This window comes from Paraburkholderia aromaticivorans, assembly GCF_012689525.1.
Lineage (GTDB): Bacteria > Pseudomonadota > Gammaproteobacteria > Burkholderiales > Burkholderiaceae > Paraburkholderia > Paraburkholderia aromaticivorans_A.
The window spans coordinates 2,449,063-2,462,647 of sequence record NZ_CP051515.1 but is presented as its reverse complement, the minus strand read 5'-3'; the positions used below and the strand labels follow the sequence as shown (position 1 = coordinate 2,462,647).

Annotated in this window: 12 protein-coding genes; 10 read left to right on the top strand and 2 right to left on the bottom strand. The window is 62.0% G+C overall.

Going from position 1 to position 13,585, the window contains the following annotated elements:
• Positions 1 to 133 precede the first annotated feature (133 nt).
• From HF916_RS22845 to HF916_RS22830, 4 genes are all read left to right on the top strand, one after another.
• On the top strand, positions 134 to 1,564 hold the full coding sequence (locus HF916_RS22845) for an aldehyde dehydrogenase family protein (RefSeq protein ID WP_168791068.1): 1,431 nt from the start codon (positions 134 to 136) through the stop codon (positions 1,562 to 1,564).
• A 48-nt stretch (positions 1,565 to 1,612) separates the two neighbouring features.
• Complete coding sequence (locus tag HF916_RS22840) at positions 1,613 to 2,527, top strand: NAD(P)-dependent oxidoreductase (RefSeq protein ID WP_168791067.1); 915 nt, start codon at positions 1,613 to 1,615, stop codon at positions 2,525 to 2,527.
• Positions 2,528 to 2,703: 176 nt separating this feature from the next.
• Positions 2,704 to 4,095, top strand: coding sequence for an aromatic ring-hydroxylating dioxygenase subunit alpha (locus tag HF916_RS22835; RefSeq protein WP_168791066.1), 1,392 nt, complete (start codon positions 2,704 to 2,706; stop codon positions 4,093 to 4,095).
• Positions 4,096 to 4,135: 40 nt separating this feature from the next.
• Positions 4,136 to 4,702 carry a 3-phenylpropionate/cinnamic acid dioxygenase subunit beta gene (locus tag HF916_RS22830; RefSeq protein WP_168791065.1) on the top strand — a complete coding sequence of 189 codons (567 nt, stop codon included), beginning with the start codon at positions 4,136 to 4,138 and terminating at the stop codon, positions 4,700 to 4,702.
• Positions 4,703 to 4,791: 89 nt separating this feature from the next.
• Here the strand turns inward: HF916_RS22830 and HF916_RS22825 are convergent, their stop codons facing one another.
• On the bottom strand, positions 4,792 to 5,526 hold the full coding sequence (locus HF916_RS22825; protein ID WP_168791064.1) for a DUF2889 domain-containing protein: 735 nt from the start codon (positions 5,524 to 5,526) through the stop codon (positions 4,792 to 4,794).
• A 128-nt stretch (positions 5,527 to 5,654) separates the two neighbouring features.
• Between HF916_RS22825 and HF916_RS22820 the strand changes: the two genes are divergently transcribed.
• Positions 5,655 to 6,455: an SDR family NAD(P)-dependent oxidoreductase gene (locus tag HF916_RS22820; RefSeq protein ID WP_168791063.1), complete on the top strand. Its 801-nt coding sequence runs from the start codon at positions 5,655 to 5,657 to the stop codon at positions 6,453 to 6,455.
• Between the two features lie 103 nt (positions 6,456 to 6,558).
• On the opposite strand, the gene HF916_RS22815 is transcribed toward HF916_RS22820, so the two are convergent.
• The gene (locus tag HF916_RS22815) at positions 6,559 to 8,208 is read right to left on the bottom strand and encodes an ATP-dependent acyl-CoA ligase (RefSeq protein WP_168791062.1); all 1,650 of its coding nucleotides are present in this window, start codon (positions 8,206 to 8,208) and stop codon (positions 6,559 to 6,561) included.
• A gap of 173 nt (positions 8,209 to 8,381) precedes the next feature.
• On the opposite strand from HF916_RS22815, the gene HF916_RS22810 reads away from it, so the two are divergent.
• The 5 genes from HF916_RS22810 to HF916_RS22790 all read left to right on the top strand — a co-directional run bounded on the left by HF916_RS22810 (position 8,382) and on the right by HF916_RS22790 (position 13,504).
• Entirely contained in the window at positions 8,382 to 9,155 is a 774-nt protein-coding gene (locus tag HF916_RS22810; protein ID WP_240975472.1) for a TetR/AcrR family transcriptional regulator, read from the top strand.
• Positions 9,156 to 9,478: 323 nt separating this feature from the next.
• Complete coding sequence (locus HF916_RS22805; RefSeq protein WP_097392597.1) at positions 9,479 to 10,561, top strand: amidohydrolase family protein; 1,083 nt, start codon at positions 9,479 to 9,481, stop codon at positions 10,559 to 10,561.
• Positions 10,558 to 11,406, top strand: coding sequence for a fumarylacetoacetate hydrolase family protein (locus HF916_RS22800; protein ID WP_168791060.1), 849 nt, complete (start codon positions 10,558 to 10,560; stop codon positions 11,404 to 11,406). The genes HF916_RS22805 and HF916_RS22800 overlap by 4 nt, the downstream gene beginning before the upstream one ends.
• A gap of 23 nt (positions 11,407 to 11,429) precedes the next feature.
• Positions 11,430 to 12,332, top strand: coding sequence for a 3-hydroxyacyl-CoA dehydrogenase (locus HF916_RS22795; protein ID WP_168791059.1), 903 nt, complete (start codon positions 11,430 to 11,432; stop codon positions 12,330 to 12,332).
• Positions 12,329 to 13,504, top strand: coding sequence for a thiolase family protein (locus HF916_RS22790; protein WP_168791058.1), 1,176 nt, complete (start codon positions 12,329 to 12,331; stop codon positions 13,502 to 13,504). Before HF916_RS22795 ends, HF916_RS22790 begins: the two co-directional genes overlap by 4 nt.
• Positions 13,505 to 13,585 lie beyond the last annotated feature (81 nt).

Below are 13,585 nucleotides of genomic sequence, written 5' to 3'. Positions count from 1 at the left end.
GTGCGTAATACGCCGATCAGTTTTTGTCATTCGACAACGAATTGCACGCAATCCTAAGATGACTCCCTGCCAAAACACCATCGCGTTGAGCAGAGCGTTTACGCGAATGCTGCGCATATCGGAGACAAGCCACATGACAGTGAAGCCCAACCTCATCGGCGGGGAATGGCGCGAAGGATCGAGTTCGATCGAGAGCATCAATCCGTCGGATACGCGTGAAAGCATCGGGCATTACGCGCTCGCGGATGCGACGCAAATGCGCGAGGCGGTCGCTGCGGCACGCGCGGCGCAACCGGCGTGGAGTGCCACGACAACCCAGGTGCGCAGCGATCTTTTGCTGAAGACCTCGATCGAACTCGCCGCCCGTAAAGAGGAAATCGGCGAACTGGTCTCGCGCGAAGCGGGCAAGACGCGCGCTGAAGGTATCGGCGAAGTGTTGCGCGCCAGCCAGATCTTTCAGTTCTTCGCCGGCGAAGCCGTGCGTTATGGCGGCGAGAATCTGCCGTCGGTGCGTCCGAACATCAACGTGCAGATCAGCCGCGATCCGGTGGGCGTCGTCGCGTTGATCACGCCGTGGAATTTTCCCATTGCCATTGCCGCGTGGAAACTCGCGCCCGCACTCGCGTTCGGCAACACCGCGGTGCTCAAGCCTTCGGAGGAAACGCCCGGGGTGGCGTGGGAACTGTTTCGCGTGCTGGAGCGCAACGGCTTGCCGGCCGGCGTCGCGAATCTGATCAACGGACGCGGCGCGGATGCCGGTGAGGCGCTTGTAGAAGGTGTCGACGCGCTGAGTTTCACCGGCAGCGTGCGCACTGGTCGAGGTCTTGCGCAGAGCGCGATTGCCAACATGGTGCGCGTTCAGCTGGAAATGGGCGGCAAGAATCCGCTGGTGGTGCTCGACGACGCGGACCTTGGCGTCGCAGTCGAATGCGCGCTCAACGGTTCGTTCTTTTCGGCGGGACAGCGTTGCACCGCATCGAGCCGCCTGATCGTGACGGAGGCGATCCACGACCGTTTCGTCGACGCGCTGCGCAATCGCATGCGCTCGCTGAAGATCGGCCACGCACTGACTGCGGGCACGGACATCGGTCCGCTCATCAATCAGCGTCAACTGGACATGGTGCAAGGCTATATCCAGACCGGGCGCGACGAAGGCGCGGAACTGGTCGAAGGCGGCCAGTTGCTGCAAGCCGGTACGCCCGGCTTCTTCATGCAGCCGGCGTTGATGACCGAGACCTCGACCAGCATGCGCGTCAATCGCGAGGAAGTATTCGGTCCGTTCGCGACGGTCATTCGCGCAGCCGATTACGACGAAGCGCTGGCGCTCGCCAACGACACCGAGTACGGCCTCTCGGCGGGCATCTGCACGACGTCGCACAAATATGCGAGCCACTTCCGCCAGCACGTCAGAAGCGGCCTCGCGATGATCAACCTGCCGACTGCGGGCCTCGACTATCACGTGCCGTTCGGCGGCACCAAGGCATCGAGCTACGGTCAGCGTGAGCAGGGCACTTACGCGGTGGATTTTTACACGAACAGTAAAACGGCCTACGTCGGTTACTGAACCGGCCCGGCAACTCGGACAACGATGGACGACAACAGGACCTGAATGATGGAAAAGATCGGATTTATCGGCCTCGGCCGCATGGGCAAGCCGATGGCGGCCAATCTGCGCAAGCAGGGCTTCGAGTTGGTCGTGATGGATTTGAACCGTGCAGCCGTGGCGGAACTGGTGGAGTTGGGTGCGCGGGCCGGCGAGAGTGTCGCGCAGATCGCACGCGATTGTTCGATCGTCGTGACAATGCTGCCGAGTTCGGTGGAAGTGGAGCAGGTTGCGCTGGGCACGGACGGCATCTTTGCCAACGCCGCGCGCGGCAGCGTATTGCTCGACATGAGCACAATCGATCCGCTCGCCACCGACCGCCTGGAAGCGCGAGCGCGCGAGCATGGTCTCTCGGTGGTCGACGCACCGGTGGGCCGTCTCGCCGAGCATGCGGACCGCGGGGAATCGCTCTTCATGGTAGGGGCGAGCGACGCGGATTTCGCCCGCGTCAAACCCTTGCTCGACGCGATGGGCACCACCGTCTATCACTGCGGCGCCGTCGGCACCGGTGGGCGCACCAAGCTGGTCAACAACTACGTGGCCGTTACGCTGTGCCAGGTGAACGCGGAGGCGCTTGCTTTGTCGCAACGCTTCGGCCTCGACATCACGAAGACTTTGCAGGTGCTCTACGGCACCTCGGCGAGCAATGGCCAACTGCGGATGAACTTCCCCAACAAGGTGCTCGCGGGCGACACCACGCCGGGCTTCACGATCGACCTCGCGCACAAGGACATGGCGCTGGTGCTGGGCGCCGCGCACGCGGCGAAAGTGCCGATGCCGGTGGCGGCGGCCGTGTTCGAGTCGTTCAGTCTGGCCCGGGCCAGCGAGTATGGCCGCATCGATTTTTCCGGCATCGCCGACGCGATCTGCGATCTGGCGAAGATCGACAGGGCGCGCGTGCCGAAGGGCTGGACCGCTTCCTGAACTTAACGACATGGTTTGCTGCCTCGTGGGGAAAACCGGGTGCGGGCAGGCATGAACGTGCCCGCTTCGCACCCCTAGGGGATTATCCGGAGCAAAAACTCAAAATATGTACACAGATCGTAAAAGTGTTTATATTAACAATTCAACCCCACGAAGGGTAAGTCAAGGAGACAAGCATGTTGACGCAGACCAGTCCCACACTGGCGGACGGCATCAAGGTCGCTGATCTGGTGAACGTCGAAACGCGGGAGGTGCAAATGCGCACGCTCTCGGACCCCGAACTGTACGAACTGGAGATGGAGCGGATTTTCGGCAAGACGTGGCTGTTGCTCGGCCATGAAAGCGAAATTCCGAACTCTGGCGACTTCATGGTTCGCGACATGGGGTCGGACTCGGTGCTGGTCACGCGGGACAAGTCGGGCGAGATTCACGTCATGCTGAATGTCTGCTCGCACCGCGGCATGCGCGTCTCCACGCTGGACGCTGGCAATACGCAGATCCATACCTGCATTTACCACGGTTGGGCGTTTCGTCCGAACGGCCAGTTCCTCGGCGCGCCGGTCGAGAAAGAATGCATGCACGGCAAGATTCGTACTAAAGACGAACTCTCGCTGAAAAAGGCGCGAATGACGCTGTACGGTGGGTTGATCTTCGCGACCTGGAATCTGAATGGCCCGTCGTTCGAGGAATTTCTCGGCGATGCCAAGTGGTATTACGACATGCTGTTCAAACGCAGCGACAAGGGCATCGAAGTGCTCGGGCCGCCGCAGCGCTTCATTGTGCGAGCCAACTGGAAGGCGGCGGGCGAACAGTCGTCGGGCGACGGTTATCACACGCTGACCTTGCATCGCTGGCTCGGCGAAGTGGGCGCGTATTCGAAGAAGGACGAAAAGGGCGGCGATCTGAGCCCGGAGATGTATGGCGTCGAAATCAGCTCGCCACACGGACACGCGCTGCGTTGCATCGACCTCGGCCGCAAGATTCGTCGTCTCACTGGGCTCGACCCGGATAAGTTGACGGTCGAACAGAAGCTCGACGTGCTGCCGCCCGCGGGCATGACAAAGGAAATGGTCAGCCAGCTCAAGCGCAATCTGAACGAAGGCCAATTACAGGTACAGACCTCGATGCCGCCGCAAGTGGGCGGCATGTTCCCGAACGTGTTGTTCGGCTTCCTCTATATTCCGCAGGCCGACGGTTCGGTGATCGGCTCGATCACGCTGCACGCCTATATTCCGCGCGGGCCGGACAAGCTCGAATTCGTCAACTGGATCTTCGCGGAAAAAGACTGTCCGCCGGAGGTGCGCGAGCAGATGCTCAAGCAAACCATCCAGTTGTTCGGCACGTCGGGCATGGTCGAACAGGACGACTCCGACACATGGCCGCACATGACGCTCGCCGCGAAGGGCGCGCAGGGCAAGAAGCAGACGCTCAAGTATCAGGCGATCTACGAAACCGGCGCGCCCGCGGGCTGGCCGGGCCCGGGCATCGTCAACGAAGGCTTCACGAAGGACGACACGCAATGGCACTGGTGGCTGCACTGGCGCGAACTGATGACCTCGGAAAGTTGAGCGCCGCGCGCCAATCAAAGCCATTCAAGGAGACAGTGTGATGAGCGAAGTAAAAGAAGCTGTAGACCAGGCGGCAGCGCCGCAACGCGCTCGCGTGCCGCTCGGTTCAGCCGTATATAACGCGGTGGTCGAGTTCCTGTACGACGAGGCGGTGCTGCTCGACGAGATTCGTCTGGAAGAATGGGGCGCGACGCTCGCCACCGATCTCGTCTACGCGGCGCCGCTGCGGCAAACGCGGCCGTATGCGCAGCACGCGTCGTCGGTGATTCGGACGATGCAGCACTATCACGACAACTATCGTTCGATCATGGGCCGCATCATGCGTCTCACGGGCACCAAGAGCGCCTGGGCCGAAGACCCGCCGTCGCGCACGCGCCGGCTCGTGACCAACGTGCTGGTATATGAGGGCGATGCGGCCGGCGAATATGTGGTGCGCAGCAATCTGCTGGTCACGCGCAGCCGTTTCAACTTCGATGAACTGGATCTGATCAGCGGCGAGCGCCATGACGTACTGCGCCGCAGCGGCGATACGTTCAAGCTGGCGCGCCGCGAGATCATTCTCGACCAGGCCGTGCTCGGCACACCGAATCTGGCGATCTTTCTTTAGTCGCCGTGGTTTCTTGAGGCTTCGCGAGCCAAGGAAGTTGCCCCCTGTTTTTTAAGGGGGCTTTTTTATGGTCTGCGATTTTTAGTGGCTCATTCGTCGAAGCCTAGCCACGCTTCGTCGTGGGCGCACAGGTCGGCGGGGCGAGTCGCAAAGTCGAGCGTGGAACCGACTATACGAATCGCCTGGTCGGCTCGCACCGGCTGCTGTGCAAAACAGTTACCGCTGGGGCGCGCATGCACCTGAGCGTCGAGGTTCATGCCACGCCCTTTGGCGATGCCCGTCGCGCGTCTGAGCACCAGTGCCGCCTCGGCCTCCTCACTCGATAGCGTTGTCAGCGCCCAGCGTGCCATACCGTGATACAGATCGATGCCGGCATACGGCGGCGGTCCCTGAATCACCGTGCCCAGAACATTCCATTCGAGTAACGTGACGCCGTCGCGCGCGAGCCTGGAATGGGTGCGATCGTTTACCCGCATCGGCACCTCGATGTCGTATTGACGCCGCAGCGTACCGCGCGCAGCCGCGGCGATCGCCAGGCCGGAAAGTTCGAACAGATGCGTGCATTGTTCGCTGGCGTCCGTGATGCGAGTCACTTCGTGGGCCGTTTGCGTGAGTGCCATGCCGACCAGCGCCTGCAATCGTTCAGCGGCTTGCGCGCACAGTGTATAGGGACGGCGCGGCGCTGCGGCCTCGATGGAACTCACCTGTCCATGCGCGCTCGCGACTTCGACACGGAAGTGATGAAAGTCGTCTTCGAGTGCCGCGCGCGTGATGCGCTGTGACGTCTCGGTGCGACTGCGGATGACGATGCGGCGCCTGAACATGAAGAAAGCCCTCGAAAACAGCGTAGATAACAGCAGTGAAGCTCGATTTCGACCTGCAAAATACTGACACTTTTATTCTTAAAGTGTACGATATAGCAAATTGTGTTCAACAAACAAGAGGCGTCGGCATGGCTTTGCTTAGGGAGAGGGTGAGTCTCGTCACAGGTGCCGGCGGCGGCATCGGCCGCGGCGTTGCGCGGGCATTTGCGCGGCAAGGCGCGGCCGTGGTGATCGCCGAGATCGACGAGAAGACCGGCTTGCAGGTTGAACGCGAAATCAAGGAACTCGGCGGTCGTGCGCTGTTCGTCAAGACCGACGTGACGAGCAAGGCTTCAATAGAGGCCGCCGTGCAGAGCACGGTAGCGCACTTCGGCAGCATCGACATTCTCGTGAACAACGCCTTTATTCCAACGCCCAACGTGCTGTTCGAAGACAAGACCGACGAGATGTTGCAGCAGACCCTGACCTCGTCGCTATGGGCCACCTGGTGGGCGATGCGTGCGGTCATGCCGCCTATGCGTGAGCGCCGCTGGGGCCGCATCGTCAACTTCTATTCGATCGACACTGAGACCGGCGCGTGGCTGCATGCCGATTACAATACCGCCAAGTCGGGCATCGTCGGGTTGACGCGTAGTGCGGCTTCGGAGTGGGGGCGCTTCAATATCACCGTGAACGCGATCGCGCCGACCGCAATGGGCGCGACCTTCTTCAAGCTGGCCGAGGAGAACCCCGGCTTTGCCGAACGTTCGGCTGCGGCGCGTCCGCTTGGCCGTTGCGGCGATCCGGAAGAGGATATCGGACCGGCAGCGGTGTTTCTTGCGTCGGAGATGTCGCGCTTCATCACTGGCGAAACGCTGCACGTGGACGGTGGGCTGCATCTGCCAGGCTACAACTCGCGGCCGGCCAATGTGCCTGTGCGCGAGTACTGAACGATTCAACGGGCACGCGGCCGAGTACGAAAGCGGATCGTAGATGAAGTAAAGGGGCCCCGCGGGCCCCTTTACGGCTAGTCACTAACCAAACAAACCACGGTCAGCGTTTGGCCACCTTGATGTCGGTCGCCTCGATATCCCAGGTGGAAGCCGTCTTACCCTCATCGCGCAGCTGGTACTTCAGAATGCGGCCTTGCGGGTTTTTCGGTAGGGTCGCGCGAAACTCGATGTAGCGCGGCAGGGCGTAATATGGAACGGCGTCGGTGGCCCAGTGGAACAGGGTTTCGGCGGTTAGCGCGGCACCCGGATTCAGAATGGCGGTGACTTTGACATCGTCCTCGCCTTTATCCGATGGCACGGCATGGACCGCGACCTCGGCGATATCGGGGTGGCGTGCAAAGGCCGATTCCATCTCGAAGCTGGAAATATTTTCGCCGCGGCGGCGCAAATAGTCTTTTTTGCGGTCTACGAAATAGAAGAATCCATCGTCGTCGAACTTGCCTATATCTCCGGTATGGAACCACATGTTGCGCATCAGCTTCAGCGTCTCCTCGGGACGGCGCCAGTAGCCCATGAACATGACGTCCGGTCGCAGCGGACGGCAAACGATTTCGCCCGGCGTATTGGCTGGCAGTTCGCGATCGAGATCGTCGACGATCCGCACGTCGAAGTCGGCAATGCGCTTGCCGGACGATCCGGGCGCCGCGTAGTCGCCACCCGGCAGCGAGGTGATCACACACGCTTCGGTGAGGCCGTAGCCGTTGCCGCCCACCTGTTTGGCGCCGAAGCGCTCGCGCCACACCTGCTTGTTTTCTTCAGTGAACGGATTGCCGCGTACCGTATGAATCTGGCCGAAGCAGCGCTTTGCCGCCTCGTGATCCGACGCATTGGCGAGCAGGCCGCCCATGCCACCGAGAATCGAAGCGATGGTCGCGCCGCTGCGCTCCACTTCGGGCCAGAAATTGGACACCGAGAAACGCGGAATGATGGCCACGCGCGCGCCCACCAGGATGTTCGACAGAATGCCCACCGCCAGCGCGTTCATGTGAAAGAGCGGCAGCGGTGTGATCGTCACGTCGTTGGCGCTCGCGGGGCCGGCGCGCAATTGCAGGCGTGCCAGATTGCACATGAAGTTGTAGCTGATCATGCAGCCCTTGGACGGCCCGGTGGTGCCGGACGTATAAATCAGGCTGGCGAGGTCCCACGGATTCGGTTTGCGCTCGAACGGTGTGTCGTCATGGCCACGGTGGGCGTCGAGCGGCGCAAGCGGCAAGGGTCCGCAGGTGGTGGCCGTCACGGCCGCCGCGCTCGCTTCGGCACTGCGATACAGCACCTGTTTCACTTCGGACAATTGCGCCGCGACTGCAGCAACCCGCTCGAGATAATCGGCTTCGCAGATCACGAGCGGCGCGCCGGCATCGGCGATCTGATGGCGCAGGAATTCGCCGCGCAATGCCGTATTGATCGGCACGCTGACGGCACAGAGTTTGTTGACCGCGAGCCAGGAGATCACGGCGTCGATATTGTTGTCGAGCATCGTGACGACGGTTTGCCCGGCCTGAATACCGAGCGACGCCAGCGAATGGGCAAGGCGCGTGGAAAGACGGTCGACGTCCGCATAGGTGTAGAGCGTGCCCGAAAAGTCGAGCAGAACCCGGTCCGGATGCGCCGCGACGGCGCGCTCGAGTGCGGCGATAACGGTGTCCTGTTCGCCGAGCGACCACGTCTCTGCTCTTCCCATACCAGCCATATCAACCTCTTTGAAATTGAACCGGGTATGAACCGGGCAGCTCGCCCTCAAATTCTAACCCCAGAATTGAATTCTAGTGTTTGTATTCCGATCCCGATCTGCGGGGAAACCCGCACACTTTTCTGAAAACTGAACAACTTATGGCTAAACAGACCGCTTCACTGAAAACCGGCATGTCAAAAGTCGCTGTCAAACAGCCGGCGAAGAAACGCGCCGTCGCCGAGAAGAGCAGCAAGAGCGCGGCGCAGTCGGTGGCGCCCGCGCCGAAGGCACGCAAGAGCCGCGCGCCTGCTGTGCAAGGCGCGCCGGCTGCGCCTGCCGCCGGGGCCGTTGCCGCACCGGCGGCTCCGCGCCGCCGGCGCAGCAATCGCCGCTCCGAGCAGACCATCGACAACATCTTTGACGCCACGGAAAAGGTCGTACTGGAATCGGGCGCGGACCGCATTTCGATTCTTGAAGTGTGCGAAACCGCGGGCGTATCGCGCGGCACGTTCTACCGCTATTTCGCCTCGCAGGACGAATTGCTCGAAGCGTTTTCACGCCACAAGAGGGAGAACTTCCATAAGACGCTGGCTGAACTGCTGGTGCGCTATCAGGATCCGGACGAGCGCTTCGACGTGGTCATCAACTACCTGCAGGACTACCTCGATGCGGGCAATTCGCGGCGCATGTTGCTGGTGGCACCAGAGTTCGCGCTGCGCTTTTTCAAACGCATCTTTCACGACGCTGTGGTGCGCTTTCAGGACTTGCTGGCGCCGGTATTCGACGCCTGGGACGAACGTCTGGGTGTCAAACTCGACCGCGAGCTGATCTGCGATCTGCTGATCCGGTTCGTCATGAGCGAACACCTCGTGTCGAGCGAATCCGAGCGGGGCGCGATGCAACGCCGTATCGGCCGTCTTATCGATTCGATCCGCTTTGGCGGCGTCACGCGCGCGCGCCGGTGAGCGCCTGATACTCACGCACGCCGCAGTTTCAGCGACCGTCTTGCGGCCGATCTTATGGCCGCAGCGGGCACATTGCGATGCTGAAACGTAAGTGCGCAGCCATGACGGACGGCAAACCAAAGGCAAGCAACGAGGACACGACAAAGGGCCCACGAGGAGGTCGCGTAAACGTTAATTTGAACACATTTGCATTAAGTGACTAACATTGGCATGATGTCGAGCAGTCTGATCTGCTTCGCGCATCTGGCTTCCGTACGTCCGGGTGTCGGTGAACTGCAGACAGGTCAATCCCACATCTGCGCCGTCGAGCGCCAGGAGACATCATGCTCATCGACCTTCACGCCCACGCTCCCCACCCGGGCTATTACAACCAGCATCCTCATTGGGGTCCGTTCTTCGAACAGCATGAGGACGGTGACGTCAAGTTGCGTGTGGGCGACTGGATCCTGACGCTGGGCTCACCGGAGCGCAAAGCCGCGGTGCGGTCAGGCAAAGGACTGAAGCTCGACGAATACTTCGCGCGCTGGGCCAATCCGAACGTTCGCCTCGCGGGCATGGACGCCGCCGGCCAGAATGCCCAGGTGGTCTCGGTGCCTTCGCATTGCTACATGTATTGGGCGGAAGCGGACTTCTCGGTGCGCTATGCGAAGAAAGTCAACGACACGCTCGCCGAATACTGTTCCGCCGCACCCGATCGTCTGATGTTCTGGGCGCATGCGCCGCTGAATGTGCCGGAAGAGGCCGCAAAGGAAATCCGTCGTGCGTGCGGCGAACTCGGTGCGAAGGGGCTCGTGGCCGGTGGTGCCAATTTCGGCGGCCTCGAATTCGATTCGCCGGAACTCGATCCGGTCTGGCAAGCGCTGTGCGATCTCGACCTGCCGATGTTCATCCACGGCTATAACCAGTCAGTCACGTGGGGCAAGAAGGCCAATGAGGACCGCTACGAGACCACGGCCATCGTCGGCATGCAGTACGACGAAACGCGCTGCTTCTGGAATCTGATCTGCGGCGGCGTTTTCGACCGCTTCCCGGATCTCAAGGTGTATATCACGCACGGCGGCGGCTATGTGCCGTACCAATTGGGACGTCTTGCCCAGTGCAATACGAATCTCGACTTCGCGCACAACAAGAAGCCGGTGCTCGACTATCTGAAGAACTTCTATTTCGACGTCGAGTTGCATGAAGTGCCGATGCGCCAGGCGCTGATCGACATCATCGGCGCGGACCGGATTCTGTACGGCAGCAACTTCGGCGGCAGCGATGCGGTGCGTCACGATCTGACCGACGGTTTGCGTTTGTCGGATGAAGACCTGCAAAAGATCCGCTGGCAGAACGCCTGCAAGCTGCTGCATCTCGACCCGGCGAAAATCGGCGTGCCGGCGCCGAAGCAGGCGGTGAGCGCATGAAGCTCGCGCGCTGCACGGACGGTGGCGCGCCGTTCTGGGCCGTGGTGGATACCGGGCGTGGCGAAGCGACACCGATCGCCGGGACGTTCGCGGAATGGGCGCCGGCACTCACCGCGAGACCGCAGGACGGTTCGGACGCGCTCAAGCTCGCAGGCGCGCCGCGCAAACTGGCTGAGTTGCGCCTGCTGCCACCGATTGAGCGAGGCAACCGCGTGGTCGTCGCCGGCGCCAACTATGCGAAGCATCTGAACGCCGACTTCGGCATGAAGAGCCACAGCCAGCCGGTGGCGTTCCTGAAGGCATACGGTGCGCTGATCGGCGCGCACGATCCGATTCGCTATCCGCCGCTGACCACGGAACTCGACCATGAAGTCGAACTCGTCGCCGTGATCGGCGCGCAGCGGGTGGATCGAAACGATCCGCTCGCTAGCGTGCTGGGTTACACGGTAGGCAACGACGTCAGCGCGCGCGATCTGCAACGCAGCGGACCACCGGGCGTCGGGATGGATCTGTTCGCTGCCAAGAGTCAGGATTGTTCGACGGGCCTTGGCCCCTGGATCGTCACGCGCGACGAATTCGCGCCCGGCAGTCCGGCGTTGCGTATGACCCTGAAAGTGAACGGCAATACGCGCCAGGATGCATCGTCGGGAGAGATGACGTGGGACGTGGCGGCGCTGGTGCGTTTCGTCGACGAACGCTCGAGCTTCGAGGCGGGGGATGTGCTGTTCACCGGGTCGCCCGAGGGCACCGGGCAGGGCACAGGCCGCTTTCTGAATCGCGGTGACGTGGTGGAAGCCTCGATCGAAGGCATCGGCACATTGCGTAACGTCGTAACGACAAACTAATCAGCATGAAGGGAGACAGCGGCATGATTCTGAAAAACCGCAAGGTGGTAGTGGTCGGCGCGGGACTGATGGGCACCGGCATCGCGCATGCGTTCGCGAGTTCGGGATTCAGCACGGCGCTGGTCGACACGGACGAAAACGCCCTGGAACGCGCCCATAAAGGCATCGGCAAGATTCTCGACGACGGCGTGCGTCTCGGCAAATTCCAGGTCACGGCAGCCGACGCGGCGAAGGCGCGGCTCGCCATCAAAACCGATCTCGCCGCGGCGGCGAACGGCGCGGATCTTCTGATCGAAACCGTGTCGGAGAAGCTCGCGGTCAAGCAGGCGGTGGTCGCGCATGCGGCTGACGTGATGGCCGACGGCGCGCTGTTCGCGACCAACACCTCGGCGCTCAGCGTGACCGAGATCGCCACGGCGGTGGCGCATCCCGAACGCGTGATCGGCATGCATTTCTTCAACCCCGTGCACAAGATGAAGCTGGTCGAACTGGTGCGCGGCCTCGCTACGAGCGACGAAACCGTCGCGCTGACCCGCGAGTATTCCGACGCGATCGGCAAGACGTCGATCATCGTCAATGAGTCGCCGGGTTTGACGACGAGCCGCATGTCGGCGCTCGCCGGCAACGAGGCGATGTGGATGTTGCAGGAAGGCGCGGCCAGCGCGGAGGACATCGACACGGCGCTGCGCCTCGGCTTCAATCATCCCATGGGGCCGCTGGAACTCGGCGACCTCACCGGCTGGGACACGCGGCTGTCTGTGCTGAGGTATCTCCATCAGACGCTCGGCGACAAGTTTCGTCCGTGTCCGTTGATCATCAAGATGGTGTCCGCGGGACGCCTCGGCCGTAAGACCGGGCACGGCGTATATCGCTACGAAGACGGACAGCGGGTGCCCGGGTCGGGCCTAAAGGGGAGTGCGTTATGAGCAGCGATGTCGTGATCGTCGGTGCGGTGCGCACGCCGATCGGCAAATTTCGCGGCTCGCTCGCCGGTGTGCGCGCCGATCATCTTGGCGCGCACGTGATCGATGAACTGGTCAAACGCGTGGCGCTCGCCCCCGATGTAGTCAACGACGTGGTCTTCGGTTGTGTCACGCAGATCGGCGAGCAGTCGGCGAATATCGCGCGCACGTCGTTGCTCGGCGCGGGTTGGCCGGACAGCATTCCGGGTCTCACGATCGACCGCAAATGTGGCTCGGGCGAAGAAGCGGTGCACGTTGCCGCCGGCCTGATTGCATTCGGCGCGGCCGAGGTAGTGGTGGCCGGGGGCGCGGAAAACATGAGCCGCGTGCCGATGGGCAGCAATCGCGATCTCCACGGCGAAGCGTTCGGCTGGATGGCGAGCGAAAGGTACGAACTGACGAGCCAGGGCGAGGCCGCCGAGCGTCTTTGTGACGAGTGGAAACTTGGCCGCGAACAGCTCGATGCGTTCGCGGTGGAGAGCCACCGGCGTGCGGCGGCCGCAGCGGCGGAAGGCTGGTTTGCGCGCGAGATCGTTCCGGTGCCGGTACAGCGTCTGCGCGAGAAATCGCTCGAGGGTGAGGCGCCGCTTTTCTGCGCGGATGAAACGATCCGTCCCGGCACGCATGCGGAGAAACTGGCCACGCTGAAGACCAGTTTTCGCAGCGAAGGGCGTCTGACTGCGGGCAATTCATCGCAGATTTCGGACGGTGCTTCGGCCTTGCTGCTAATGTCCGCCGCCAAAGCGAAAGCGCTAGGCGTGAAAGCGCGGGCACGTGTGCGAGCGGTTGTCACCGTCGGAGCCGATCCGACGCTGATGCTCACCGGTCCCATTGCCGCGACACGCGATGTGCTGGCGAAAGCAGGTCTTGGCATCGACGATATCGATCTGTTCGAAGTCAACGAGGCCTTTGCGTCCGTGCCGCTCGTGTGGATGAAGGAACTCGGCGTGCCGCATTCCAGGCTGAACGTGAACGGCGGGGCGATTGCGCTCGGTCATCCGCTGGGGGCGAGTGGGGCACGCATCATGACCTCGATGCTGCATGAACTGGAACGCCGTGGCGCGCGTTACGGCTTGCAGGCGATCTGTTGCGCGGGCGGTCTTGGAACGGCGACGATTATTGAGCGGCTGGATTGAGTCGCGTTTTAATCTGTCGAGAAAATTTTAGAAAAGCAGAACGGCGCGCCATAAACAGCGCGCCGTTTTCTCACGCGGCCG